25 protein-coding genes are annotated in these 23,481 nt (G+C 66.7%); 3 read left to right on the top strand and 22 right to left on the bottom strand.

Going from position 1 to position 23,481, the window contains the following annotated elements; translation table 11 throughout:
- Positions 1-122: 122 nt before the first annotated feature.
- From QC765_RS14870 to QC765_RS14805, 15 genes are all read right to left on the bottom strand, one after another.
- Entirely contained in the window at positions 123-455 is a 333-nt protein-coding gene (locus tag QC765_RS14870) for a hypothetical protein (RefSeq protein WP_278315221.1), read from the bottom strand.
- A gap of 72 nt (positions 456-527) precedes the next feature.
- Positions 528-1,373, bottom strand: coding sequence for a DUF6390 family protein (locus QC765_RS14865; RefSeq protein WP_278315220.1), 846 nt, complete (start codon positions 1,371-1,373; stop codon positions 528-530).
- Position 1,374: 1 nt separating this feature from the next.
- A complete protein-coding gene (hypE, locus tag QC765_RS14860; RefSeq protein ID WP_278315219.1) occupies positions 1,375-2,457 on the bottom strand; it encodes a hydrogenase expression/formation protein HypE in 1,083 nt (360 codons plus the stop codon).
- Positions 2,450-3,559: a hydrogenase formation protein HypD gene (gene hypD, locus QC765_RS14855; protein ID WP_278315218.1), complete on the bottom strand. Its 1,110-nt coding sequence runs from the start codon at positions 3,557-3,559 to the stop codon at positions 2,450-2,452. Before hypD ends, hypE begins: the two co-directional genes overlap by 8 nt.
- Positions 3,556-3,894 carry a HypC/HybG/HupF family hydrogenase formation chaperone gene (locus tag QC765_RS14850; RefSeq protein ID WP_278315217.1) on the bottom strand — a complete coding sequence of 113 codons (339 nt, stop codon included), beginning with the start codon at positions 3,892-3,894 and terminating at the stop codon, positions 3,556-3,558. Before QC765_RS14850 ends, hypD begins: the two co-directional genes overlap by 4 nt.
- A gap of 47 nt (positions 3,895-3,941) precedes the next feature.
- Positions 3,942-6,209: a carbamoyltransferase HypF gene (gene hypF, locus QC765_RS14845; protein WP_278315216.1), complete on the bottom strand. Its 2,268-nt coding sequence runs from the start codon at positions 6,207-6,209 to the stop codon at positions 3,942-3,944.
- Positions 6,206-6,460, bottom strand: a complete 255-nt coding sequence (locus tag QC765_RS14840) for a HypC/HybG/HupF family hydrogenase formation chaperone (RefSeq protein ID WP_192037556.1) — start codon at positions 6,458-6,460, stop codon at positions 6,206-6,208. Before QC765_RS14840 ends, hypF begins: the two co-directional genes overlap by 4 nt.
- Before the next feature lie 3 nt (positions 6,461-6,463).
- On the bottom strand, positions 6,464-6,982 hold the full coding sequence (locus QC765_RS14835; RefSeq protein WP_278315215.1) for a hydrogenase maturation protease: 519 nt from the start codon (positions 6,980-6,982) through the stop codon (positions 6,464-6,466).
- A 10-nt stretch (positions 6,983-6,992) separates the two neighbouring features.
- Positions 6,993-7,112: a DUF6893 family small protein gene (locus QC765_RS16505; protein ID WP_373876770.1), complete on the bottom strand. Its 120-nt coding sequence runs from the start codon at positions 7,110-7,112 to the stop codon at positions 6,993-6,995.
- Positions 7,109-8,539 carry a hypothetical protein gene (locus QC765_RS14830; protein ID WP_373876772.1) on the bottom strand — a complete coding sequence of 477 codons (1,431 nt, stop codon included), beginning with the start codon at positions 8,537-8,539 and terminating at the stop codon, positions 7,109-7,111. The genes QC765_RS16505 and QC765_RS14830 overlap by 4 nt, the downstream gene beginning before the upstream one ends.
- Before the next feature lie 2 nt (positions 8,540-8,541).
- Complete coding sequence (locus tag QC765_RS14825) at positions 8,542-9,207, bottom strand: DUF6084 family protein (RefSeq protein ID WP_278315213.1); 666 nt, start codon at positions 9,205-9,207, stop codon at positions 8,542-8,544.
- Complete coding sequence (locus tag QC765_RS14820; protein WP_309297307.1) at positions 9,204-9,728, bottom strand: DUF5947 family protein; 525 nt, start codon at positions 9,726-9,728, stop codon at positions 9,204-9,206. The genes QC765_RS14825 and QC765_RS14820 overlap by 4 nt, the downstream gene beginning before the upstream one ends.
- Positions 9,725-10,690 carry a NifU family protein gene (locus QC765_RS14815; protein ID WP_278315212.1) on the bottom strand — a complete coding sequence of 322 codons (966 nt, stop codon included), beginning with the start codon at positions 10,688-10,690 and terminating at the stop codon, positions 9,725-9,727. Before QC765_RS14815 ends, QC765_RS14820 begins: the two co-directional genes overlap by 4 nt.
- Positions 10,691-10,694: 4 nt before the next feature.
- Positions 10,695-12,509 (bottom strand): nickel-dependent hydrogenase large subunit, encoded by a 1,815-nt coding sequence (locus tag QC765_RS14810; RefSeq protein WP_373876769.1) that lies wholly within the window; start codon positions 12,507-12,509, stop codon positions 10,695-10,697.
- 28 nt (positions 12,510-12,537) lie between these two features.
- Positions 12,538-13,593, bottom strand: coding sequence for an NADH-quinone oxidoreductase subunit B family protein (locus tag QC765_RS14805; RefSeq protein ID WP_278315211.1), 1,056 nt, complete (start codon positions 13,591-13,593; stop codon positions 12,538-12,540).
- Positions 13,594-15,132: 1,539 nt separating this feature from the next.
- On the opposite strand from QC765_RS14805, the gene QC765_RS14800 reads away from it, so the two are divergent.
- Entirely contained in the window at positions 15,133-15,480 is a 348-nt protein-coding gene (locus QC765_RS14800; RefSeq protein ID WP_278315210.1) for an ABC transporter substrate-binding protein, read from the top strand.
- A 6-nt stretch (positions 15,481-15,486) separates the two neighbouring features.
- Here the strand turns inward: QC765_RS14800 and QC765_RS14795 are convergent, their stop codons facing one another.
- The 7 genes from QC765_RS14795 to QC765_RS14765 form a co-directional block, all read right to left on the bottom strand.
- The gene (locus QC765_RS14795) at positions 15,487-15,945 is read right to left on the bottom strand and encodes a cupin domain-containing protein (RefSeq protein ID WP_278315209.1); all 459 of its coding nucleotides are present in this window, start codon (positions 15,943-15,945) and stop codon (positions 15,487-15,489) included.
- Positions 15,946-15,957: 12 nt separating this feature from the next.
- Positions 15,958-16,782: a hydrogenase nickel incorporation protein HypB gene (gene hypB / locus QC765_RS14790; protein WP_278315208.1), complete on the bottom strand. Its 825-nt coding sequence runs from the start codon at positions 16,780-16,782 to the stop codon at positions 15,958-15,960.
- A gap of 3 nt (positions 16,783-16,785) precedes the next feature.
- On the bottom strand, positions 16,786-17,115 hold the full coding sequence (locus QC765_RS14785) for a hydrogenase maturation nickel metallochaperone HypA/HybF (protein WP_278315207.1): 330 nt from the start codon (positions 17,113-17,115) through the stop codon (positions 16,786-16,788).
- An 82-nt stretch (positions 17,116-17,197) separates the two neighbouring features.
- On the bottom strand, positions 17,198-18,790 hold the full coding sequence (locus QC765_RS14780; RefSeq protein ID WP_373876771.1) for an acyl-CoA synthetase: 1,593 nt from the start codon (positions 18,788-18,790) through the stop codon (positions 17,198-17,200).
- A 14-nt stretch (positions 18,791-18,804) separates the two neighbouring features.
- On the bottom strand, positions 18,805-20,322 hold the full coding sequence (locus QC765_RS14775; protein ID WP_278315205.1) for an aldehyde dehydrogenase family protein: 1,518 nt from the start codon (positions 20,320-20,322) through the stop codon (positions 18,805-18,807).
- A gap of 47 nt (positions 20,323-20,369) precedes the next feature.
- Positions 20,370-20,846, bottom strand: a complete 477-nt coding sequence (locus QC765_RS14770) for a PaaI family thioesterase (protein WP_278315204.1) — start codon at positions 20,844-20,846, stop codon at positions 20,370-20,372.
- On the bottom strand, positions 20,843-22,102 hold the full coding sequence (locus QC765_RS14765) for an acyl-CoA dehydrogenase family protein (protein ID WP_278315203.1): 1,260 nt from the start codon (positions 22,100-22,102) through the stop codon (positions 20,843-20,845). The genes QC765_RS14770 and QC765_RS14765 overlap by 4 nt, the downstream gene beginning before the upstream one ends.
- Positions 22,103-22,311: 209 nt before the next feature.
- Here QC765_RS14765 and QC765_RS14760 point away from each other — a divergent pair, with 209 nt between their 5' ends.
- Both QC765_RS14760 and QC765_RS14755 read left to right on the top strand, forming a co-directional pair.
- Complete coding sequence (locus QC765_RS14760; protein WP_278315202.1) at positions 22,312-22,905, top strand: TetR/AcrR family transcriptional regulator; 594 nt, start codon at positions 22,312-22,314, stop codon at positions 22,903-22,905.
- 40 nt (positions 22,906-22,945) lie between these two features.
- The gene (locus tag QC765_RS14755; protein WP_278315201.1) at positions 22,946-23,428 is read left to right on the top strand and encodes a DUF2231 domain-containing protein; all 483 of its coding nucleotides are present in this window, start codon (positions 22,946-22,948) and stop codon (positions 23,426-23,428) included.
- Positions 23,429-23,481: the final 53 nt, after the last annotated feature.

Here is a 23,481-nt window from a genome sequence, read left to right as displayed (position 1 = left end):
GACCCTGGGCTGGAGCAAGCCCTGTGACAAGCTGGCAGGACTGATCGCAGGTGTTGCGATGGCTCCCTGAAACCGCCCGCTGAAACCTGTCGTTTTTCGCACTCTCGCGGGGCCCCAAACTCCTACCCCAGCTGCGCGGCGATCGCGCCCGCGTCCGGAGTGGTGATGACGGCCCGCTTGTACTCGTGATCACGCAGGTCGAGAACGAGTGCCTCGCCGCGGGTGAGGTTGGCGTAGGTCTTGCCCTTGCCGCGCCAGGTACCCATCGCGATGATCGTGGGCACGCCGGTGCCGGGGGCGCGCATGCCGTGCAGCTCGCCGAACCCGTTCGCGGCGGCGTATGCCCTGCGGATCCGGGAACGGGGAATGACGAGATCTCCGTGCAGGCCCGCGATCTTCTCGCGCGTGCTGAGCCGGATGGTCACGGTGCGATCGTTCACCTCGATGGTTGCCACGGATGACAGATTAGCGGGCGCCGCAACTTCCGGCAGCAAGACGACTACCGAGGGTTCTCCGCCACCCAACCCCTACCCCCGCTCGCGCAGCCATTCATTAGCAATCCCGAGGCTGACGTCGGTGTAGTGCTGGAGCGCGTCGAGCTGGGTCGCGTTAAGTGGACTGCAGATCCAGTCCCAGTGCAGCGCCACCTGTTCGCCGGGGTGAGGTCGTGGGGCGAGGGAGGTGCCGGGGCTGCGCCAGGTCGCGGTTTCCTCGGTGGGGTCGCCGAGGGCGAGCTGGCCGTTGTAGGTCAGCGGCTGGGTGGTGACGGTGGCGGTGGTGTCGTTCACGGCCGTGACGGTGCCCCAGCGGATGCGGCATTTCTGCAGGATGTCGAGGGCGGCGGGGCCGTGGCCGAGGAGGCGTGTCCAGGGGTAGACGGTGAGCACGTGGAAGGTGTGGTGGGCGCAGGCGTGGTGGATGCCGTCGAGGATGTGGCCGGATTGCTGGGCGAAGTCGCGGCGCAACTGCTGGAGCAGCGCGTGGGGATCGAGGTTATCGAGGAGTGGATTGCCGAGCCAGTAGGCCTCGACGATCTCGGGGTCGAGCAGGCCGTCCAGAAGGCCCTCTAGCTGGCCACCGCGGCCAGCTCCCTCAGCGATCGCGTGCAGGTACGGCCAGGCGCCGTCGAAGCTGCGCGCCCACTGCTCGGTCGCCTTCCGCTCTGCAACCCCCGAGACTGCCGCACCCGAGACCGCACCACCCGAGGCACCACCAACCCCCAAATGCGCCACTGTCTGGCGGGTGTCGGACGGCCCGCAGTACCCGAGGGCATTCGGCGGGTAGGCGTAGCGCGCGAAGAGCGCGGCTCCCTCATGAACCGCCGCCCCCTCGCGAACCAAGCGAGCACCCCGCGTTTCACCACCATCGCTCATGTCAGCAGATGCGGGGTAGTTGTTCTCCGGCGGGGAGGTCGACGACGCGGGTTCCGCCGAGCGCGGTCTTGGCGACGACCATGCCGGGGTGCTCGGTGACGACCTCGCCGATGATGGTGGCGTCGCGGCCGTGGGGGTGCTCGTGCATGGCGGCGAGGACGGTGTCGGCGTCGTCGGGCGCGACGAACGCGATGAGTTTCCCTTCGTTGGCGACGTAGAGGGGGTCGAGGCCGAGGAGCCCGCAGGCGTCGCGAACCTCGGGCGGGATGGGCAGGGAGCGCTCGTCGAGTGCGGCGCCGAGGTGGGCGGTGGTGCAGATCTCGTTGAGGGCGGCGGCGACTCCGCCGCGGGTGGGGTCGCGGAGGACGTGGATGTCGGCGCCGGTGGCGATCATGGTGGCGACGAGGCCGTTGAGGGCGGCGGTGTCGCTGCGGATGGTGGTGCCGAACTCGAGTCCTTCGCGGCAGCTGAGGATGGCGACGCCGTGGACGCCGATGTGACCGCTGGCGATGATCTTGTCGCCTGGCCGGGCGCGCTGGGGGCGGATGTCGACGCCCTCGGGGATGATGCCGAATCCGCTGGTGTTGATGTAGACGCCGTCGCCGTGGCCGGAGTCGACGACCTTCGTGTCCCCGGTGACGAGCTTGGTCCCGGCGGTGGTGGCGGCGGCGCCGAGGTCGGCGGCGATGCGGTGGATGATGCTGAGCGGGGTACCTTCCTCGAGGATGAATGCGGTGGACAGCACGAGGGGTTGTGCTCCAGACATGGCGATGTCGTTGACGGTGCCGTTGACGGCGAGGTCGCCGACGCTGCCGCCCGGGAAGATCATGGGCTTGACGACGAACGAATCTGTGGAGAACGCGACGCGGGTGTTGCCGACGGTGACGACGGCCGAGTCGGTCATCTCCCCCGCGGCCGCGGCACCGAAGGCGGGCAGGAACAGGTGCTCGATGAGCTCGCCGGACATGGCTCCGCCGCCGCCGTGGCCCATGACGATGTTCGGGGAGTCCCGCAGCGGCAGGGGGCACGCCCAGCCTTCAAGGTCGAGGGTCGCTGCATGGCCGTTGCGGGCAGGCTCAGGCATGGGTGGCCTCCTGGATGTCGAGGCGGCGGTAGAGGTAGTAGGCGGCGCAGGCTCCCTCGGACGACACCATGGTCGCTCCGAGCGGGGTGCGTGGGGTGCATTGCTTGCCGAACGCGGCGCACTCGTGGGGCTTGATGAGTCCTTGCAGTACCTCGCCAGAGCGGCAGATGGCGGATTCGTCGGTGTGGATGTCGTGGACGTGGAAGCGGTGCTCGGCGTCGAACTCGCGGTACTTGGGCGCGAGCTGCCAGCCGCTGTCAGGGATGGTGCCGATGCCGCGCCAGCCGCGGTCAGTGATCTCGAAGACGTCGTCGAGCATCTGCTTGGCGGGGAGGTTGCCCTCGGGCCGCACTGCTCGTTGATAAGCGTTGTCGAGGTGGTGCTCCCCCTTCTCCAGCTGCTCGACGGTGCGGCGGATGCCCTCAAGGATGTCGAGGGGCTCGAAGCCGGTGACAACGATGGGTACCTGGTACTTGTCGCACAGTGCTGGGTACTCCTCGGTGCCCATGACCGAGCACACGTGCCCGGCGGCGAGGAAGGCCTGGACGCGGCAGGTGGGTGATTCCATGATCGCGGCGATCGCCGGTGGCACGAGCACGTGGGAGACGAGGAGCGAGAAGTTGTGGATGCCGTGGCGCTTGGCCTGGTAGACGGTCATGGCGTTGGCGGGGGCGGTGGTCTCGAACCCGATCCCGAAGAACACGACCTGCCGATCTGGATTGTCGCGGGCAATGCGGAGCGCGTCGAGCGGCGAGTAGACGACACGGATGTCGCCGCCCTGGCTCTTGATGCGGAAGAGGTCGGACTCGCTGCCGGGGACGCGCAGCATGTCGCCGAAGGAGCAGAAGGTGACGTCGGGGCGGGCGGCGATCTCGAGCGCCTTGTCGATGATCTCGAGCGGCGTGACGCAGACGGGGCAGCCGGGGCCGTGGATCATCTCGATGCTGTCGGGGAGCAGCTGGTCGATGCCGTGGCGGATGATGGAGTGCGTTTGCCCGCCGCAGACCTCCATGATCGCCCACCGCTGGGTGGTGGTGTCCCGGATCTGGTCGAGGAGCTTGCGGGCGAGGTCGGGGTTGCTGAACTCGTCGAGGTATTTCATGACGCTGCTGCCTTCCCATTTGTGCCGCCGGGCTGGTGCGCACCAGTCCCGGGCGGGTCGAGCCCGGCTTGCTTGGCGGCGAGCGCGAACTGGTCGCCGAATTCCTCGTCGAGAACACCGAGCTGCTCGAACTCGGCGAGGGTCTTCTTGGCTGATTCCTCGTCGAGGCGCTGGATGGCGAACCCTACGTGGACGATCACATAGTCACCGATGGTGGCGTCGGGGATGTAGTGCAGGCAGACGTCCTTGTGGACGCCCCCGAAGTCCACCTCGGCCATCAGGGTGCCGTCCCGTTCCTCCAGGCCGAGGATCCTCCCCGGTACTGCTAGGCACATCGTCTACCTCCTCGTTTCGCGGGCGGGCTCGCTGCCAGCCCGATGGGTCATCGCATGGCTGCCACGATCAGTTGGCCGAGCGCGATACCGCCGTCATTGGGCGGCACGCGCCGGTGGGTGAGGACCCGGAATCCCGCGTCTTCGAGGCCCTGGCGGGCGAGCGCGAGCAGCAAGGGATTCTGGAACACTCCGCCGGTGAGCGCGACGGCGCCGAGGCCGCTGGATGCGCGGGCATCGCATGCCCATCGGACAGTGAGCCCGGCGATGGTGGCGTGGAACCGGGCTCCGATCGCCGCGACGGAGGTACCGCTACGCAGGTCCGCGATGACGGCGGCAAGCAACGGCGCGGGGTCCGCGATGCCACCCGCCATGCCGACCGGATAGGGGCTGGCCTCCGGGTGCTGGCGCGCGTAGCCCTCGAGCTCGATGGCGGCCGCGGCCTCGTGGTCAACGACTTGTCGTGCCCCGGCGAGGGCGGCGACGGCATCGAAGAGCCGCCCCATGCTGGTCGTGGGTGCGCAGCCGAGGCCCGTGTCGAGCTGGTGGCGCAGCACTTGCCGCTCGGCGTCGGGGCAGGCCGCCACGGGCGGGAGGTCCTCGTCCCAGTCGAGGCCCGCGGCGTGCAGGTGGGCGAGCGCCATCCGGTAGGGGCGGCGCACTGTCACATCCCCGCCCGGCAGTGGCACTTCCTTGAGGTGTCCGAAGCGCTGCACGTCCTTGTAGCCGCCGATCAGTACCTCCCCGCCCCACACGGCACCGTCGGTGCCGTATCCGGTGCCGTCGTAGGCGAGGCCGATCACGGACTCGGTGTCGTCGAGGCCATGCTCGGCCATCACGGCCGCCAAGTGCGCGTGATGATGCTGGACAAGGTGCACGGGACGTTCCCCGGCGTGGCGGCGGGCCCAGGCGGCGGAGCGGTACCCGGGGTGCGCGTCGATGGCGAGCTGCTCGGGCTCGACGCCAGTGAGCTGCTGGAGGTGCTGCTCGGTAGCTGTCAGCGCCCGCAGTGTCGCGAGGTCGTCCATATCGCCGATGTGCTGGCTGAGCCAGGCGTACCGGCCGTCGGCCACCGCGCAGGTGTTCTTCACGTCCGCGCCAACGGCGAGCGTCGGTCGCACGCGGATCGGCAGGGCCAGCGGCAGGGGCGCGTATCCGCGGGAGCGGCGCAACGGCATCTCGGTGTCGTCGACCACACGCGCGACGGAATCATCGCACGGCACAAGGATGGGCCGGTCGTGCAGCAGGATCGCATCAGCGATGTCCCGCAGGCGCTCGGTGGCGTCGTCGTTGCGGTAGGCGATCGGTTCCCCTCCAAGATTGCCGGAAGTCATCACCAGCACCTCGGGGCCGGGTGGATCACCGGGCAGGCCGAGCAGCAGGTGGTGCAGCGGGGTATAGGCGATCATCACGCCCACATCAGGGATCCCGGGCGCCACGCCTGTGGCGAGTGGCTCGTTCTTCGCGAGCAGCAGGATGGGGCGCTGTGGGCTGCTCAGCACGCGGGCCTCGTTGTCGTTGATGCGGGCGATGCGCCGGGCGGCGGCGAGGTCGCGCACCATCACCGCGAACGGCTTGCTCGGGCGGTGCTTGCGGTCGCGCAGGGCAGCGACGGCGGTGTCGTTGGTGGCGTCGCAGGCGAGGTGGAAGCCGCCGATGCCTTTCACGGCGATGATGTGGCCGGTGGCGAGCAGCTCGCGGGCGCGGGCGAGCGCCACCTCGCCACGCAGGTTGCCAGCGGGGTCGATGAGCTCGAGGGTGGGTCCGCAGCCGGGGCAGGCGATGGGCTGGGCGTGGAAGCGCCGGTCGGCGGGGTCGCGGTACTCGGTGGCGCAGTCCTCGCACATCGGGAAGCCGGACATGGTGGTCGAGCACCGGTCGTAGGGCAGTTCCCGGATGATGGTGAAGCGTGGCCCGCAATTGGTGCAGGTGATGAAGGGGTGGCGGTAGCGGCGATCGGCGGGGTCCTGCAGCTCGCGCAGGCAGTCCGCGCAGATCGCGACATCCGGCGACGCGAGAGTACGCCCGCCGGCATGGTGCGAGGTGCTGGCGATGCGGAACCCCGTGCCACCGCGCGGCGGGACTGGCTCCACGCGCACCTGCTCGACCACGGCGAGCGGGGGCGGCTGCTCCCGCACGCGCCGCGCGAACTCCTCCACCGCCGCGGCGGTGCCCTCCACCTCGATGATGACGCCGTCGCTATCGTTGCTGACCTCCCCGCTCAGTGCTAGCTCGGATGCGGTGGCGTAGACGAAGGGACGGAAACCGACGCCCTGGACGACACCGTTGACGTGGAGCCGCTGCCGGATGCGCGTCATGGTGGATCACCGCGCGGGGAGGCGCGCCCCATCATCTCGAGCCCGGCGCGCGCCTGGGCAGCTCCTTCCGGGCTGGTGCGCTCGACCGCGAAGCCCATATGGATGATGACCCATTCGCCCGGCCGCACGGGCTGCTCGTCGAGCATGCCGATATTGACCTTGCGCAGTTGCCCCTCGACGTCGACGAGGGCGAGCTGGTCGCCGTAGCCGTCGAGCATGTGGTCGACGCGGCCGGGGATACCAAGGCACATGGGTCAGCCCTCCGTGCTCGCGGTGGCGAGATGCGTGGCGATGGTGTCCGCGACAGCGCGGGCGGCAGTGGCCACGGCGGCCTCGAGCGGCGGGGAGAGCCCGATGCCCTCCTCGAGGGTGGCGGCCTCGCAACCGACGACGAACGTGCGGGGCAGGGCGCCGCCGAGCGCGTCGAGGGTCGCGAACACGGCAGCGGGATCCATCGCGTGCCCGTCGATGCCCGAGGCATCCCGGGGCACCGCGGTGGAGCGCAGCGCCACGAGGTCCGGGGCCTCCACCTCGAGGATGTGCACGGTGCCGGGGCTGCCGCGGGACGGGATGGCATCGACGAGGATCAGCGCGTCCCAGTCCTCGAGGAGGTCATAGGCGAGGTGCATGCCGCGGATGCCGTAGTCGACGCAGCGCACCGTGCCCGGCAGGGCGATGGTGCCCTCCCCGAGGAGGCGCAGCACGGCGGGGCCGAAGCCATCGTCACCGAGAAAGATGTTCCCGATGCCTGCCACGAGCACGTGTGCCGCCATGCCTGTCCTCCTACATCTGCCGCATGCGCATGTACCGCTTCATGTCGGGGATGCTCTTTATCCCGACCATCACCCCGAGTGCCGCGATGGCCGACATCACGGCGGTGGTGATCATGCCGACGATTCTCATGGCGTTGTCTCCTTCCAGGTCCGAGCGCCCTCGCCGCCGTGGGATTCACGGTTCGGCCCGGGGGGTGGCTCGTGGGATGCGCCGGGCAGGGGCTCGAGCTCGCTCGGCGCGAAGTAGAAGTAGCGGCCGAACCAGTCGTGCAGGTCGGCCGCCGGATCATCGACGAGCACCAGCCCGACGTGGGTGGAGCCGTCGACATCGGTCTGCACGTTCGCCACGCGCGCCACCTGGTCGCGGAAGAAGATGTCCTGCGCGTCGGCGCCACGCTGCGGATGCACCCGCACGAGGCTGCCCTTGCCGATGGTGGTGCCGGCGATGACGGTGGTGGCGGTGTCGGGATCGACGCTGGAATCCACGCCCGGGTCCCACCAGGGCTTGTCGCCGGGGATAGCTGGATCGGGCTCGCGGTAGGTGGGGATCTCGTCGCGGAAGGTGCCGTGCAGCGCGGCGAGCGATTCTGCCGTTGAGTGGTCGGCGCGGTCGACGATCTCGGCGGCGAGAGGGTCGGTGGCCCGCGCGAGCTCCTTCTCGGCATCGGTCATGGCCATGACGCGCAGGGTGAGGATCTCGTCGATCTCGGTAGCGTCGAACATGGGGCCGGTGCTCTCCCCGGCGATCTCGGGATAGTCGTAGAGGATGATCGGCGAGACGAGCATGATGCGACGCTCGCCGGGTGCTCCGGCAAGCACGGGGAAGCAGCGATGGTGGGTGCGGGCGCGGGCGGCGTCCTCGGCGGCGGGGTCGGGCTCGAGCAGGGATACGAATTCGCCATCGGGGGTGGTGACGATCAGGTGGGCGCCGAGCAGCGAGTGGCGTACCGCGTCGGTGCGGGGGTCGGGACCGGTGGGCTCGGCGCTGGTGTTGCGGACCTCGAGGGCGAGGGTGCTGAGGCCGTCGGCCATCGGGGTCCGGCGCAGGATCGCCTTGGCGCGCAGGGGCCAGCGAGTGCGGCGCAGCCGGCATTCGGGGCCGAGCGTCTCGATGTCCTCGCCGCCCTCGATGCTCACCTCGCGCACCGGCGCCACGGCATGTCCGGTGGTCCCGGAAAGATCCCATTCGAGGTCGATCTCGTGGGCGATGGCCTCGTCCCAGCTGACATACCGGCGCTCCCCCACCCACGCCTCGGGCACGGGCACGTAGCGGCCATCGCGCAGCTCCTCGATCGCGCGGTGCTGCAGCTGCAGGAAGCGCAGCGTGGCCTGGATGCGGGTCCCGCCGCGCAGCAGGAGCTCGGTGGACAGGCGCGCTTCCTCGCCGGTGCTGGACTCGGCGGCGCCGGGCGGGCCGAGCACCCCGAACTGCCAGCGTGCCTGGTTCTTCCGCGAATCAGCCCGGTAGGGATACAGCAGGTAGCCCTCGTAGAGGATCGCGTCGGCCACGGCGCGGGCGCGGGCCAGGCTTTCGGTTCCGCCGGTGGTGGGTGTCATGCTCATGGCTCCTCCCCTGCCTCGCGCTCGTGCAGCATCAAGAGCGACACCGCTGCGTCGAGCGAGGTCAGGCCCTTCGCGGACTTGTAGCGCAGCAAGTGATTCATGGTGCTGGTCTCGAGCCGCAGCCAGCCGCTGCCCGGGAAGTGCTGGGCGATCAGGTCATGCCACACCTGCACTGGCATGTCATGGTTGGCCTCGCAATGCCACGGGATGCGCTGGACGTGGATGCTGTCGCCGCTGCGGGTGAAGATGGTGCCGCTGAACAGGAACACCATGGGCACGGCGCCATGCTGCTCCCCCGCCGCCTGATCGAGGGCGTGCAGGTACTTCGACGCGGTGACCTCGAAGTCGTAGGTGCATTGCATCGGCAGCGCCACATCGTAGGTGCCGACGAAGCCGGGCACGGTGGTGGCGGTGTGCAGCCAGGGGAACGGGCGCACGCTGGAGGACCATTGCTCGCGAGGGCCGAACATGTCGCGCAGCCCGGCGGCCTCGTCGTCGCTGTAGGGGCGGCGCTGGGGCTCGATGCGGATCTGGCAGTTGAGCACCATCGCGTGCACCTGCACGCCGGTGCTCTCGGTGATGCGCAGGCTCGCGAGCAGGTTGGGGGTGGCGGCGTACTTCTCGGGGGCCACCTCGATGACGTCGAACGCGAGCTCGGTCACCGGGTGCCCCCTGCGCGGGCGGCGGGACGGGCCCGGGCGGCGAGGGGGTCCTCGGGCACGCGGATGAGCAGTGCCTCCACATCGGGCAGCATGGTGGACAGGTGCGGGAGGGATGCGGTGATCTCCTCCCATTTCCGCATGTCGAGCTCGGATTCGGTGGCTCCGGCGGGGCCGGGATAGAAGGTGACCGTGTGGCCGAGCTTGGAGTTGTGGAAGCAGAACGCGAGACCGACGGGGATGTCGAGCGCGGCCCACTCCTGCCGCGTGAGCCCGTCCTCGGCGAACGAGAGGTAGCGATCCGGGACAGATCGGAATCGCTGGCCCGCGTGCGCCTCGGTGAACAGGAGGTAGCACGGGCGGCACACGCACATCAGTTGCCGCCCCTGCACGTCCACGACATGCGAGTGCTCCTCCTCGATAGGGACAGCGCACATGTCGCAGCGCTCCCCCGGCTTCATCTCGGGCTGGGAGGCCCGTATTCGCCGCAGCACGTCGAGCGGCGAATCGCCGGCCCCGCTCACTGGTCGGCCCCCGCGGGCAGCGCTACGGCCAGCACGCCCTCGCGCCGCAGGACGGGCAGCGGGGCCAGGTGCTCGCCCGCGTGCTCGGCGCTACCGTCATCGAGGCTGGCGCCTGCGCGGCCGATGTCGAAGTGGGCGCGGCAGCGTGGGCACCGCAGGACGGCGGTCCGGGTCCCGGCCTGCCGGTGCAGGACGGCTCCGGCCATGGAACCGAGGCAGTGCCCGCAGCGGTCGATGAAGGCGTAGAGCTCATCCCCGCTGCGGCAGGCGAGGATCGTGGTGTAGCCGATCGCGAATCCCGCGACCTCGCCATCGGCAAGGCTCTCGAGATCGGGCAGCGCCGCCCAGTTCGCATGGTGCGGCTCGTCCCCGCTGCCAGACCCGTTGCCGGCCCCGTTGCTGCTGGCCCCGTTCTGGTGGACCTTGGCGAACAGAGTGTCCGGCGCGATGAGCCCGCTCGAGCCGTGATCGGCCTGCTCCCCGGTATCGACCTGTATGTCGGTGATCTCGGGGGCCGCTGACCGTACCGCGTCCTCCACTGCGAGCTCGAGGGTCACCGAGGAGGACGGGCAGCTCTTGCAGGTGCCCTGGAACCGCAGGCGGACAACACCATCCTCGACGCCGACCAGGTCGACATCGCCGCCATGGGAACCGAGGTAGGGGCGCACGCTATCGAGCGCCTTGCGCACGCGCGCCTCCACATCGTCGGGATGCAGGCCGTGGACGAGCAGCAGGCTGGCCACGAGGTCATCATCAGCGATCGTGCGGAGGATCACGCCGGAATCGTGCTCCCGGATGACCCGCAGCACCTGCTCGAGCCCGGCCCCGTACAGGCCCACTACCTCCCGGACGAGGGACTCGGCGCGCTCCCGCGCGACGGGGCCGCTCGCCGACATCGCGTCGAGCAGCCCGTCGATGCGGTCACCGGCGTCGCGCCAGGTTCCCGGGCTCCCGGCAGGCATGCGATCACTCGCCCGTCAGCGACTGGGTGGGCGAATGCAGCTTCTCCAGGGTTTTCCCGCCACCGAGGTACATGTGCACCCCGCACGGCAGGCACGGATCGAAGCTGCGGACGGTCCGCATCACGTCGATCCCCTTGAAGTTCTCGAGATCGTTCTCCTCGAAGATGGGCTGTCCCTGCACCGCATCCTCGTACGGGCCCGGCGTGCCGTAGCTGTCGCGCGGGTTGGCGTTCCACGGCGTCGGCGGGTACGGATGGTAGTTGGCGATCTTGCCGTCGCGGATCACCATGTGATGGCTGAGCACGCCGCGCACCGCCTCGGTGAAGCCGCACCCGATGCCCTCGTCCGGCACCTCGAACTTCTCCCACGTCTTCGTGCGCCCGGCCCGGATCTCCTCGAGCGCCTTCTCGCAGAAGTGGAGCGCGCACGCGGCGGCGTAGGCCTGGAAATAGGTGCGTGCCCGGTCCCGCTCGATGGTGTTGGAGCCATGCTTGGGGATCTTCCACTCGAAGCTGACCGGGCCCTTGAGCGCGGTCTTCGGCAGGTTGATCTGCACGCTGTGGCCGGTGGACTTGACGTAGCCCACGTCAACGAGCCCGGCGAGCGCCGTCGACCAGAGACGAGCCAGCGGGCCCCCGCCGGTGTCGAGGGCGAGGTGATCGGTGCCGTCGAACCAGCGTGGCGACATCACCCAGGAGTACTTGTCGTCCATGTCGCGGCGCTGCGGGCGCGGGTTGGTGTGCTGGTTCCAGGGGTGGCGACGATCCACGGGGTTGCCCAGCGGATCGCGGGTCACGAACATCTCCTGGTCGGTCCAGTCGTCGTAGTAGGAGGAGCCGAGCAGGATGCGGATGCCCAGGTTGATGTCCACCAGGGAGGTCGTCACCAGCTTGCCGTCCACGACGATGCCGGGGGTGACGAACATCCTGCGTCCCCACGCCTCCATGTCCTTGTAGGCGAAGTTGCAGATGTCGGGATCCTGGAAGGAGCCCCAGCAGCCGAGCAGGGTGCGGCGCAGGCCCACCTTCTCGTAGCCGGGCAGTGCTTCGTAGAAGAAGTCGAACAGGTCGTCGTGCATGGGCACGACCTTCTTCATGAACTCGACGTAGCGCATCAGCCGGGACATGTAGTCGGTCATCAGCTGGATCGTCGCGACGGTGCCCACGCCACCGGGGTACAGCGTGGACGGGTGGACGTGGCGGCCCTCCATCAGGCAGAACATCTCGCGGGTGGAGCGGGAGACCGCGAGGGCCTCGCGGTAGAACTCGCCGGAGAACGGGTTGAGCGACCGCATGATGTCACCGATGGTGCGGTACCCGTGCTCCCCTGCGTGCGGGGCCTCGGTCTTGTTGGCGCGCTCGAGCACTCCCGGGTTGGTCTCGGAGACCATCTTCTCGCAGAAATCAACACCCACCAGGTTCTCCTGGAAGATGTTGTGATCGAACATGTACTCGGCGGCCTCGCCGAGATTGATGATCCATTCGCCGATGTGCGGCGGCTTCACCCCGTAGGCCATGTTCTGCGCGTAGCAGGAACAGGTGGCGTGGTTGTCGCCGCAGATGCCACAGATGCGCGAGGTGATGAAGTGCGCGTCGCGGGGGTCCTTTCCCTTCATGAAGATGGAGTAGCCACGGAAGATCGACGAGGTGCTGTGGCACTCCTTGACGACCTTCTGCTTGAAATCGATGGTGGTGTAGATGCCCAGGCTGCCCACGATCCGGGTGATCGGATCCCAGTTCATCTCCACCAGGCCGTCCGCGTTCTCCTTGATAGGCGGCGGGGTGGGCAGCGGCCCGGGCCCGTGAATGGTTGACGTCATCGCATGCCTCTTCGCTTCTACCGGCCTGCTACCAGGTGCGGGTGGCGCCGGTGGTCAGTTGATCGCCTCGGACGCGCCACTGGGGTTCCCGGTCAACGGTGTGGGATGTCATGTTGCGCAGGCTGCGGATCACCGATCCGTACACGCCTATCGCCGCGCTCGACAGCTTTCCGCCGGGCGGTTCATCCATGAACGGCATGAACATGTCGGGGAAGCCCGGCATGGTGCAGCCGATGCAGATGCCACCGACGTTCGGGCATCCACCAACCCCGTTGATCCAGCCTCGCTTGGGCACGTTGCACTTGACGACCGGGCCCCAGCAGCCCAGCTTCACGATGCACTTCGGGGAGCCATACTCGGTCGCGAAATCGCCTTCCTCGTAGTAGCCGGCGCGGTCGCAGCCCTCATGGACTGTCTTGCCGAACAGCCACGTGGGGCGCAGTGCCTCATCGAGCGGGATCATCGGCGCCTGCCCCGACGCCTGGTAGAGCAGGTACGTGAGCGTCTCGGACAAGTTGTCGGGGTGGATGGGGCAGCCCGGCACGCACACGATCGGGATGCCGGCCTTGGTCTTCCAGTCCCAGCCGAGATAGTCAGGAACGCCCATCGCTCCGGTGGGGTTGCCCGCCATCGCGTGGATGCCGCCATAGGTCGCGCAGGTTCCTACTGCCACGACCGCGGTGGCCTTGGGGGTCAAGCGGTCGAGCCATTCGCTGGTGGTGATGGGCTGGCCATCCTCGTCGTTGCCGAAGCCGCACCAGTAGCCATCGCTGGCGTGGATCCGCTCGTTGGGGATCGAGCCCTCGACGACGAGGACGAACGGCTCGAGCTCGCCGCGATCGGCTTTGCGGAACCATTCGAGGAAGTCGTCAGCTCCCCCTTCGGGCCCGCATTCGAAGTCGATGAGCGGCCAATGCACAGCTATCTGGGGAAGTCCTGGCAGGGCACCGAGGGCGATCTCCTCGATGGTGGGCTGGGTGGCTGCGGTCAGGGCCACCGAATCGCCGTCGCAACTGAGTCCTGCGTTGATCCAGAGGACATGGATCAAGGGGGTTTCTTCTGCTGTAGCCGCCGTGTCAGACATGGTTGCCACTTTCCGGGGCAGGGCACGCGCAGGCCCGCAGGCCCCTGCGTCACCGGAGTCGACCCTCGGCCCACTTGCGTGACGTAGATCACATTCTAGGCGATCATGATTAGTCTGGTCAAAGGTCGATTTGGCGCTTTACCTGCAGGTTCGTAGGTTTGGCTAGCCTAATTGGCCGCCTGTGCGGAGAATGGCCAAGTGGCAGGATCGCAGGGCGGAAGCACCAAGGACACGTCGCACCGCGCCTCCCCTGCACGCTCGAACGCATCGATTCTGACGATCCGGTCGAGGGGTTCATCGAACTCCTTCTGGCAGCCCCGCAGCGGCCGTCGGCCCTGATTCGCTAATGCGCTCGCGAGCATTCGTCTTCCAAATAATTCCAGAGAACGCCACACAGTCAGCCACAAGCTGCATAGCGTGTAGCACTAGAAACCAGCCGAACACTACTCGACGAACGAATCACGCAACGCGCAGCTTCGTCAATCTAGGATCGCTAACTTCCCGTCCGCCAAAATCATAGCGAGGAGACCAATCATGGCAAGGCGACCCCGGTCCCACCGCAGCTCTAGCAGGCACACCAAGTCCACGTATGGCACAGATCTGGGACTCAGCACGTCACAAAGCTCTCACGAGAATCCCGGTCGCGCCCCTACTGCGAACGAAGTGGACTGGGTGCGGCAGCAGCAAATCGATCGAAAAAGCGCAGAGATTGCTAGGAGTCGCGAAGCTGAGCGTCGAGCCAAGCGAGCGCGGCACTATGCTGCGTTGAAGTATCGTCCAAACGATCCCGCTATCCTACGTGACATCGCAGATCTCGAATCTATTGCAACCGATGCCCGGAATAGCCGCGACAATCCACGGAAACCGGGGGTTCGCAGAAACTACCATGATGATGACAACAGCTTGTTCGGCACAAGGGTGGTGCCTGGGGGGCTCCCCGGGCATCGAAGGCGGCATTGATACGAAGCTGCTTCAGGCGGTGCCCCCACCAACTAGCTGCCATAGCTCTTCCGCTCCTGCGAGCGAGCGCTGCCCTATGCTGCAACTTACTCGGTGCGGCGTCTGCGCAGGAAGTCGTAGATCGAAGCTCACCCTGCCCGATCTCCACGATTCTTGCGGCTACGGAGCCGCAGTTCGCGCATTGGGCATGGATCTCGCGGTGGGGAAAGGTGCATATTCCCGGGCAGCCTTTTGTGCTCACGGACCACAGCGATGGAGGGTGCCGGTCGCCTGCGGGATTCTCCACTACCGAGGTGAAGGGGCGACCCAATGCATCCACGGCCTGCAGAGTTGGCTTGAGTGACCAGGTGGGTCTCGGCTGCGCGCTCCGCCCCTCGATTACCGGAAGTCGCACGGCCCAGCAGGGAGCGCCCCAATGGCAGCATGGGAGGCAGGCATTGTCCACCTGGCCCTTAGAACCGCACCCGAACACCCGGCTGCTCCGTGATACTCCAAGGCTTGGCGATACATTCGTCGCCATGGAATACAGAATCAACGACGATCGTCGGCGGGACCGCTCAACGCGGCGGAGGGGTTTAGGTGCGCTGGGGGGGTCGTGTTCGCAGCCGAAATGGCGCTTTCGGAGTATTTATTGGCCTTGGACTGGTCGGGATCGGGATTCTTGCCAACAATTGGGGCTTTTTCGAGCCTGCCAGCCTGGAGAACCTCGCGAAGTACCACGCCGATGTGATCCTCGTCGACTCCCGGTCCTCCGACAAGCTAGAAGCCCTCAAGGACCAGCCGATCTGGCAGAACCTGCCTGCTGGCGAAGCAGGCCAGCAATACCTGTGGTACCCGGCCGCGCCCTACAGCTACAAGTCCTACGCCCCGCTCGTCCGCGGGTACGCGACGCACATCGAGGGAGCGCGGTCGGCTCGCCGCAGCTAGCATCCGCTACTCGACGCCGCACCCCGGATCGTCAACGCTGACCGTTGTGGGTCCACCATCGGACGAGGCGTAGAGAACATAAAGGACCAACGGTCCGTCGCCGCGATTGATCCCCACGTGCGAGGCTCCCTCGCCCGGCACCTCCTCGATGAACGACCCCATCGAATCAACCCGCTCCGCGCAGTCGCTATAGATCCTCGTCAGCGTTCCGCTCGCCACATAGCCGTACACCGGGTTCTCGTGCCAGTGCCATCCGGTGTAGCCGCCCGGATCGATCTCGATCATGCGGAACGAGAAGCCCGTGGTGTTCCCCATGCCACCCCACACGCTGAACGGCACCTCGAAGGCACCCACCTCCTGGCTCTCGACCCCGGATGAGGGCGAGGCACCAGCAACACCGCCGAACGCGGTCAATGCGAGCGCGGCCCCAGCAGCTAGGGAGGCAGCGCGAGTCGAGAATTTCATGATCCTGGCCTTTCAACCCGTGGTTTCCAGCGACAACGCATTCAGCTCGGACCGCCATTGCTCCATGCCCTCGCCCGTCCACGCGGAGAGCGCGATGATCCGGACGTCCGGGTTCACCGACCGCGCGTACGCCGAGCACTTCTCGATGTCGAAGTCGACATACGGCAGCAAATCCGTCTTGTTGACGATCACCAGGTCCGCGGCGGCGAAGATGTGCGGATACTTCAGCGGCTTGTCGGAGCCCTCCGTCGTGGAGATGATGACGACCTTCAATTGCTCGCCCAGATCGAACAGGGCAGGGCAGACCAGGTTGCCGACGTTCTCGATCAGCAACAACGTGCCGTCGCCTGGCTGGAGCTCATCGAGCGCGGACCGGAGCATGGACGCGTCGAGATGGCATCCCGCACCGGTGTTGACCTGCACCACGGGGGCCCCGGTCGCGGCGATCCGATCGGCGTCGAGCAGGGTCTCCTGATCGCCCTCGATCACCGCGACTGGCCGCTCCGCGCGGAACTCCCGGATCGTCTTCTCCAGCAGAGTGGTCTTCCCCGCGCCCGGCGAGCTCATGAGATTCACCGCGACGATGCCATGAGCGTGCAGCCAGTGCCGGTTCTCGATGGCGATCAGGTCATTCTTCGCGAGCACCTTCTGCTCGAGCGAGATCGTCTCCACATGCTCGTGGTCGTGCGTGTGCGGGTGGTCGTGCGTGTGCGGGTGGTCATGCGCATGGTTGTGCTCATGCGCGTGGCCGCCGTCGTGATGGTGATGGTCATGGTCATGTCCCGGAGTGGATACCCGGGGGCCATCGGTTTCGCCGCATCCGCAGGTAGAGCACATCGCCTATCCCACCTTCATCGATTTGATGCACAACTCGCGACCGGCAAGCACATCCACATCGGCACTGCCGCAGTCGCATAGGAGAATCATGTCCACCAGCTCGAACTCGCGATCACAGGTCTTGCAGCGAGCACGAGCGGTGATGATGTCCAGATCGAGGGAAGCGCCATCCGCGAGCGTGCCGGCAGTCGCGAGCTCGAAGCAGAACTGCATGGCATCGGGGACGACCGCGCACAACGCGCCGATCTGCACCTGGACGGACCGCACCCGCCGACCTGCGGCATGCTCGCACACCGCATCGACGATGCTCTCGGTGATCGCCAGCTCATGCATCAGCCACCTCGAAATGGTCCCCTCCAGACTAGGCCTCGGAGTGTGACCTGGACAACAGTCTGGAGGGCGGCTTCTGCGGGGCTCACATCTCGCGCAGCACGCGCTTGAGCACCTTCCCGGACGGGTTGCGCGGCAGTTCATCGACGAACGCGACCTCACGGGGGACCTTGTACCGGGCAAGGTTCTGCTTGACGTATTGCTTCACGGTGTCCTCATCGAGGGTCTCGCGCGTGACGACGAACGCTTTGAGGCGCGCGCCGTACTTCTCGTCCGGCACCCCGAGCACCGAGGCCTCGACGACCGAGGGGTGCGAGGCCAGCAGTTCCTCGACCTCGCCCGGGAACACATTCTCCCCTCCCGACACGATCATGTCGTCGTCGCGGCCATCGATGAAGAGCCGCCCGCCAGAGTCGAAATGCCCGACGTCGCCGGTGGCCATCAGCCCATCGACCGACGCCTTGGTCCCCCCGCCCGTGTACCCCTCGAACTGCACGGTGTTGCCCACGAAGATCCGGCCCGTCATCCCAGCCGGCGCGGGCTTGTCGTCATCGTCGTAGACCTTGACTACGCTCCCGGCGACCGGCTTGCCGACGCAACCAGGCTCAGCGGAAAGGTCGTCGGGAGTCGCGACGGTCGCATAGGCGACCTCCGTCGAGCCATACATGTTGTAGAGGACGGGACCGAACGCATCCATCGCGCGCTTGCAGAGATCGGCACCAAGCTGCGCGCCGGCGACGAAGATGATGCGCAGCGACGACACGTCGTAGCGCGACACCCCGTGCTCGAGCATGCGGCTGAGCATCACGGGTGCCACGATCATGCCGGTGCTGCGATTGCGCTGGATGCTCTCGAGGGTCGCTTGCGGGGAGAACCGGCGGCGCAGCACCATCGTCGATCCCATGCCGATGGCGAGCAGCGCGTGCGCGAACCCGAGAGTATGGAACATCGGCGCGCATAGCTCGATGGTGCCGTTGGTGGTGAACGGGACCCGGCTCGTGATGCCGCCGATCGGCGCGAGTGACATCGGGTCAGGGCGGGGTGCCCCCTTGGGCGTGCCGGTCGTGCCGCTCGTCAGCAGGATGATCCTCGCGTGCACGCCGGGTCGAGGCGGTGCGGAGGAGGGCGCGGACGCCATCAGCGCCTCGATGGAATCCTGGCCCGGATCCTCGGTCCAGGCGCGGAACGCGCCCCGCGGTGGCGTGACACCGTCGAGCATCTCGGCATACTCGTCGTCGTAGACGAGCAGGTCCGTTCCCTCGCGCGTGGCGACGTCCCGGATCTGCGGCCCGGCGAAGTCGGTGTTGAGAAGGATGATGCGGGCACCGCACTTGGCTGCCGCGAGCAGCGCATCGAGGAACCCGCGATGATTCCGCGCCAGGATCGCCACGCCTTCCCCTGGCTGGAGGCCACGAGCGAGCCAGGCGTTGGCTAGCGCGTTCGACCTATTGTGGAGGTCCGAGAAAGTGAGCTCGCCACGCTCGTCGACAACCGCGGTCTTGTCGCCCCAGCGCGCGGCCGCGACTCCGACCGCACCGCCGATGAGCCCCCACCGCGCGATAGCGAGGCCACTGTTCGCCAGCGCGATCGGGGACATCAGGCCGAGGACACCGCTCTTGATCGCATAGCGCGAGTAATTGAGCTCGGCTCCCGCGCGCAGCGCCGCGGATTTGCCCATGATGACAGGGTTAATCACTTTCCCAACTTCCTTCGCACGTCGCCTGCACCCAGGAATCGCATCGTGCGCATGATCGCCTTGGATTTTGTCGCGGAGTACGGATACCACAGCAGCTTGGAGAGGGCTGAAACCTCGACCCGGTGGCTGACAAATGCTTGAGTCCTGGTGTATTTCCGGATGCCGTCGGCACCGCCGAACCTTCCCCCGATGCCCGAGGTCTTCCACCCGCTCTGGGGAACCGGGAAGCAGATGAGGTGGGCAGAGCCGTCATTGATGACCACGGAGCCCGCCTCGAGCCTCGCGCCCACCTCGCGCGCTCGTTCGGTGTTCCCACCCCACACGCTCGCCGAGAGTCCAAATACGGAGTCGTTGGCCAGCCCTACCGCTTCATCAGCATCAGAAACTCGCATGACTGGCAGGACCGGGCCGAATGTCTCCTCGTTCATCACGCGCATCGAATGATCCACGTTCGACAGGACTGTCGGGGCGATGAATTGGCCCGAACTGGTACCGCCGACATTGACCGTCGCACCTTTCGCTACCGCATCCGCGATGTGCTCGCCCACCAGCGCGACCTGCGACTCGGTGACCATTGCCCCAATGTCTGTGTCGAAGCCAGCTTCCCCGTCCTGGCGCAAGCCGCGAACCACCTTTGTCAGTGCCTCCACGAACTCCGGATAGATCGCATCCTCGACATAGATCCGTTCGACCGAGGTGCACATCTGGCCCGAGTTGACCAGCCCCCAGTAGGCGATGCCCTGGGCTGTCATCTGGATGTCCGCGTCTGCCAGAACGATGGCCGGGTCCTTTCCGCCGAGCTCGAGGCCGCACGGGATCAACCGTTCCGCCGCGCGCTTGCCCACGGAGATGCCGGTCTCGGTCGAACCAGTGAATTGCACGTAGTCAACGTTGTCGACGACCGCGGTTCCCACGCCACCGGATCCCACCGCGCAGGCGAGCACATCGGGTGCACCGATCCCGGCCCAGCCCTCGATCATGCGATGCACGGCGAGCGGGGTTTCCGTGGATGGTTTCACCACCACTGCGGCGCCGGCGAGAAGGGCCGGTATCGCATCGAACATCGACAGCGCGATCGGAAAGTTCCAGGGGCTGATCACACCGACTAGCTGATATGGCTTGTAGACCGTTTCGAGCCGTCGCGTCCTTGTGAGCACCGAGGCCGGCCAGGGCTTCTCCGGCGCGAGGAACTTGGCAGCATTGTTGGCGTAGTAGTTGAGATTGTCGATCGAGAAGGGGATCTCCAGCCGGGCATCGTGCTCGGACTTGCCTGTCTCCTGCCGCAGGATCTCGCTGATCTCGTCGTTGTGGTCGAAAAGCCAGTCGCGGTACTTGCGCACCCATTCGACACGTCCTTTGGTGCCAAGCGCCTCCCATTCGGGCTGGTGGGCGCGCACCCGCGACGCAATGCTGGCGACGTCTGCCGTCGAATGCGCGGTCAGCGAGCCCACGACCCGTCCGTCGACCGGCGAGGTGACCTCAACGGTTTTCCTGCTTTCGTCGATCGTGGTCATGCGGCTGCCTTTCGTGAGTGGCGGTATTGCTCGCGGGCTGCGCTGCGTCACATTCCCTGCTTGCTGTGCGCGCGCAGCTGGTAGAGCCCTGTCGTCGTCGCCACGACCGTGCCGTCCGTATCGGTGATCGTCGCATTGAGCTCAAAATCGGACTTGCCGTTCGCCGCTGCTTCCTCAGCGATCCGCTCGATCTCAGTGTCATCGAGCAGTGCCTCAGCCCGGACGTCGGTCTTGGCCGGGTGCTTGAAGGTGATCCGCAGATCCTTGACCAGCGGGTAGAACCGCGAGTTGTCGAAGGTTGCCACGGCGATCGCGCCACCGAGGATCTCCGCCACGGTGAACAGCACACCCGAATACATCACGCCGAAATGGTTGCCGTTTCCTTCCGCCGGAACGGTGGTAGCGGCGAATCCCCGACGGACCTCCACGGCTTCGACGCCCATCTTGTGAGCGATCGGGATGACCAGCCCGAGCGTGCCATTGATCATGTCCGCGAAGGGCGGGGACTCATTGGGGCCGGTCATTTCCTGAGCAAGCCTTTCGCGATGTGGGTGATCTGCACTTCATTGCTCCCCGCATAGATCATGAGCGACTTTGCATCGCGGGCCATCTGCTCGACCGCGTACTCGCGCATGTAGCCATTGCCACCGAGCAATTGCACGGCCTCCATCGCGACATCGGTGACAGCTTGCGACGAGTACGCCTTGATCGCGGATGCCTCCGCCAGGGTGGGCATCTTGCCGTCCCGCCCCATCTCGATGCCGCGGAAGACCATGTTCTCCACATTGATCCGCGCGATCTCCATGTTCGCGATCTTCAGCTGGATGAGCTGGAAGTCGCCGATCGGCTGGCCCCACAGCTCCCGGGACCTCGCGTAGTCGAGGCAGATGCGCTGGCATTCCTCGATGACGCCGAGGGCCATCGCTGCGACTCCCATGCGCTCGACGACAAAGCCTTCGCGCGCGCTGTCGCGACCGTCTCCGGTGCCGCGGCGCTCTTCGGTCTCGCCCAGGAGCCGGTCGCGGCCCAGGCGGACATTGTCGAAGAAGAGCTCACCGGTGTGGGAGGAGTTGATTCCCATCTTCTTGAAGGGCTTGCCCTGGGCGAACCCCTCCATGCCGCGGTCGAGGACAAAGCCGAGCACCTTGCGGTCCCGCTTAGCGACCGACTGATCACCCTCGTCGAGCTTCGCGTACACGATGACGACGTCAGCCTCGGGACCGTTGGTGATGAAGGTCTTCTGCCCATTGAGGATGTACCCGTCCCCGTCGCGCTTGACGTAGGACTTCATCCCGCCGAACGCGTCGGAGCCCGATTCCGGCTCAGTGATGGCCCAGGCCGCGAGCTTGTCAAAGGTCACGAGCTCGGGCAGCCACCGCTTCTTCTGGGCCAGCGTGCCTTCCTTCATGATGGTGGCGACACCGAGCCCCATGTGCACGCCCCAGGTGACGAACAATCCCATGCAGGCGGCGCACAGTTCCTTGGTGAGGATGATCGCCATCGTCTCCTGGCCACCGAGGCCACCGATCCCCTTCTTGCTGGGCGGGGGCTCCTCGCCCGCGGCGACGGCGGCTTCCTTGGCTTCTTCCTTCGCAATGATCTTCTGAAGCGTTTCGCTCGCCATCTGGTCGATCGCGAACGTCTTCATCATCTTGCGCAGGATGGGATAGGGCGATACCTCGCCTGATTCGAGCCCGTCGCGATAGGGCCGGACCTCGGCGTCCATGAAGCCGCGAACGGAGTCGATGATCAGATGGTCAGTCTCGGACCACTCGTACATGCAGGCCTCTCTGTCCAGCGCGAACAATTGATGACGCCTGTCCTCACAGTAAGATTGAGGACGGGCGTCGTCAATCTATCGCAAATGTGACGTGCGCCACAGCAACGCTACGCCGCTAGGATGAGTCGCTGCGTCCGAGAAGGGAGTCGTCGTTGACCGCGCGAGAGGAAACCAGGCCTACGCCGCCGCGAACATGGAGCGGCACGACGATGGATGAACGACGTGCTTTTCGCCGCGGCGCACTGTTGGACACCGCCCTCGACCTGATCGGCGAGAACGGTTGCGCGGCCGTGACAGTGCGCTCGTTGTGCCGAGCGTCAGCGCTCACCGATCGATACTTCTACGAAAGCTTCCCCAATCGGGACGCCTTGCTCGTCGAGCTCTACGAGCAGGTCGCCGCAGAGGCACACGATGCGCTCGTCGCAGCAGTGCCTGGCACCGCGCGGGAAGACGAGCAGATCCGGGCCGCGGTGGAGGAATTCGTCAGGCTCACCATCGACGACCCCCGCAAAGGCCGGCTGCTCCTCGTCGAACCGCTATCGGAACCCGCACTGAACGGCCTCAGCATCGCCACAGTCCCCCGGTTCACCAAGCTGGTCCTCCAGCAGATCCCCCACGAGCTCGGCCGCACCAAGCGTGCACTGATCGCGACCGGGCTCGCGGGCAGCCTCGGTGCGATCTTCCTCTCGTGGCTGTCCGGCCAGCTCAAAGCCACTCGCCAGGAGATCATCGACCACTGCGTAGAGATCCTGCTCGCCGCGACGAAAACTGGCGTGGCCACGCGATCCCCGGATAGTGCGTGAACCCCGGATAGTGCGTGACCGGGGAAACTAGGATCGAACCGTGTCGACATTCAACGGACTGCCCGCACATCCCCTCCTCGTTCACTTCATGGTGGTGCTGCCACCCGCGCTAGCGCTCCTGCTGATCACATGCGCCGTCTGGCCCGCGGCCCGCGAACGCTTCGTCGTCACCCTCCTGCCGCTATCACTGGTGATACTCGCCCTGACCCCCCTGACGACCAGCGCGGGCGAATCCCTCGCCGAAGTGTTCCCGCCCGAACTGATCGCCGAGCACAAAGAACTCGGCGAAACAATGATCTACTTCTCGGCCGCGCTCGTCCTGGTATCCGCCCTGGTCACCGGCGTTCACGTGCTCGGCAAGCAGCGCAAGCTCAACGCAGCCATCCCGACCGCCGTCGCCATAATCACCATCGTCGTGGGCATAGCCGTCTGCTACCAGACCTACCGCATCGGCGACTCGGGGTCACGAGCCGTGTGGGGCGGGATGACACTATCCCTCGATTCCGCGGCCACCGGGCACTGACGAGGCGGGGGGGGCGCGGGGGGCGTGGCGTGGCTGAATTGGGTGGTGTGGGA

It is taken from the genome of Hoyosella levis, from assembly GCF_026008515.1.
GTDB lineage: Bacteria > Actinomycetota > Actinomycetes > Mycobacteriales > Mycobacteriaceae > Lolliginicoccus > Lolliginicoccus levis.
Note: the sequence above shows the minus strand (reverse complement) of the source record. Positions and strands in the feature narration are given on the sequence as shown.

Coding starts and splice junctions, on each gene's coding strand:
- QC765_RS14865 (WP_278315220.1), bottom strand. CDS start 1,373: ATGAGCGATGGTGGTGAAACGCGGGGTGCTCGCTTGGTTCGCGAGGGG.
- hypE (WP_278315219.1), bottom strand. CDS start 2,457: ATGCCTGAGCCTGCCCGCAACGGCCATGCAGCGACCCTCGACCTTGAA.
- hypD (WP_278315218.1), bottom strand. CDS start 3,559: ATGAAATACCTCGACGAGTTCAGCAACCCCGACCTCGCCCGCAAGCTC.
- QC765_RS14850 (WP_278315217.1), bottom strand. CDS start 3,894: ATGTGCCTAGCAGTACCGGGGAGGATCCTCGGCCTGGAGGAACGGGAC.
- hypF (WP_278315216.1), bottom strand. CDS start 6,209: ATGACGCGCATCCGGCAGCGGCTCCACGTCAACGGTGTCGTCCAGGGC.
- QC765_RS14840 (WP_192037556.1), bottom strand. CDS start 6,460: ATGTGCCTTGGTATCCCCGGCCGCGTCGACCACATGCTCGACGGCTAC.
- QC765_RS14835 (WP_278315215.1), bottom strand. CDS start 6,982: ATGGCGGCACACGTGCTCGTGGCAGGCATCGGGAACATCTTTCTCGGT.
- QC765_RS16505 (WP_373876770.1), bottom strand. CDS start 7,112: ATGAGAATCGTCGGCATGATCACCACCGCCGTGATGTCGGCCATCGCG.
- QC765_RS14830 (WP_373876772.1), bottom strand. CDS start 8,539: ATGACACCCACCACCGGCGGAACCGAAAGCCTGGCCCGCGCCCGCGCC.
- QC765_RS14815 (WP_278315212.1), bottom strand. CDS start 10,690: ATGCCTGCCGGGAGCCCGGGAACCTGGCGCGACGCCGGTGACCGCATC.
- QC765_RS14810 (WP_373876769.1), bottom strand. CDS start 12,509: ATGACGTCAACCATTCACGGGCCCGGGCCGCTGCCCACCCCGCCGCCT.
- QC765_RS14805 (WP_278315211.1), bottom strand. CDS start 13,593: ATGTCTGACACGGCGGCTACAGCAGAAGAAACCCCCTTGATCCATGTC.
- QC765_RS14795 (WP_278315209.1), bottom strand. CDS start 15,945: ATGAAATTCTCGACTCGCGCTGCCTCCCTAGCTGCTGGGGCCGCGCTC.
- hypB (WP_278315208.1), bottom strand. CDS start 16,782: ATGTGCTCTACCTGCGGATGCGGCGAAACCGATGGCCCCCGGGTATCC.
- QC765_RS14785 (WP_278315207.1), bottom strand. CDS start 17,115: ATGCATGAGCTGGCGATCACCGAGAGCATCGTCGATGCGGTGTGCGAG.
- QC765_RS14780 (WP_373876771.1), bottom strand. CDS start 18,790: ATGGGCAAATCCGCGGCGCTGCGCGCGGGAGCCGAGCTCAATTACTCG.
- QC765_RS14775 (WP_278315205.1), bottom strand. CDS start 20,322: ATGACCACGATCGACGAAAGCAGGAAAACCGTTGAGGTCACCTCGCCG.
- QC765_RS14770 (WP_278315204.1), bottom strand. CDS start 20,846: ATGACCGGCCCCAATGAGTCCCCGCCCTTCGCGGACATGATCAATGGC.
- QC765_RS14765 (WP_278315203.1), bottom strand. CDS start 22,102: ATGTACGAGTGGTCCGAGACTGACCATCTGATCATCGACTCCGTTCGC.
- QC765_RS14760 (WP_278315202.1), top strand. CDS start 22,312: ATGGATGAACGACGTGCTTTTCGCCGCGGCGCACTGTTGGACACCGCC.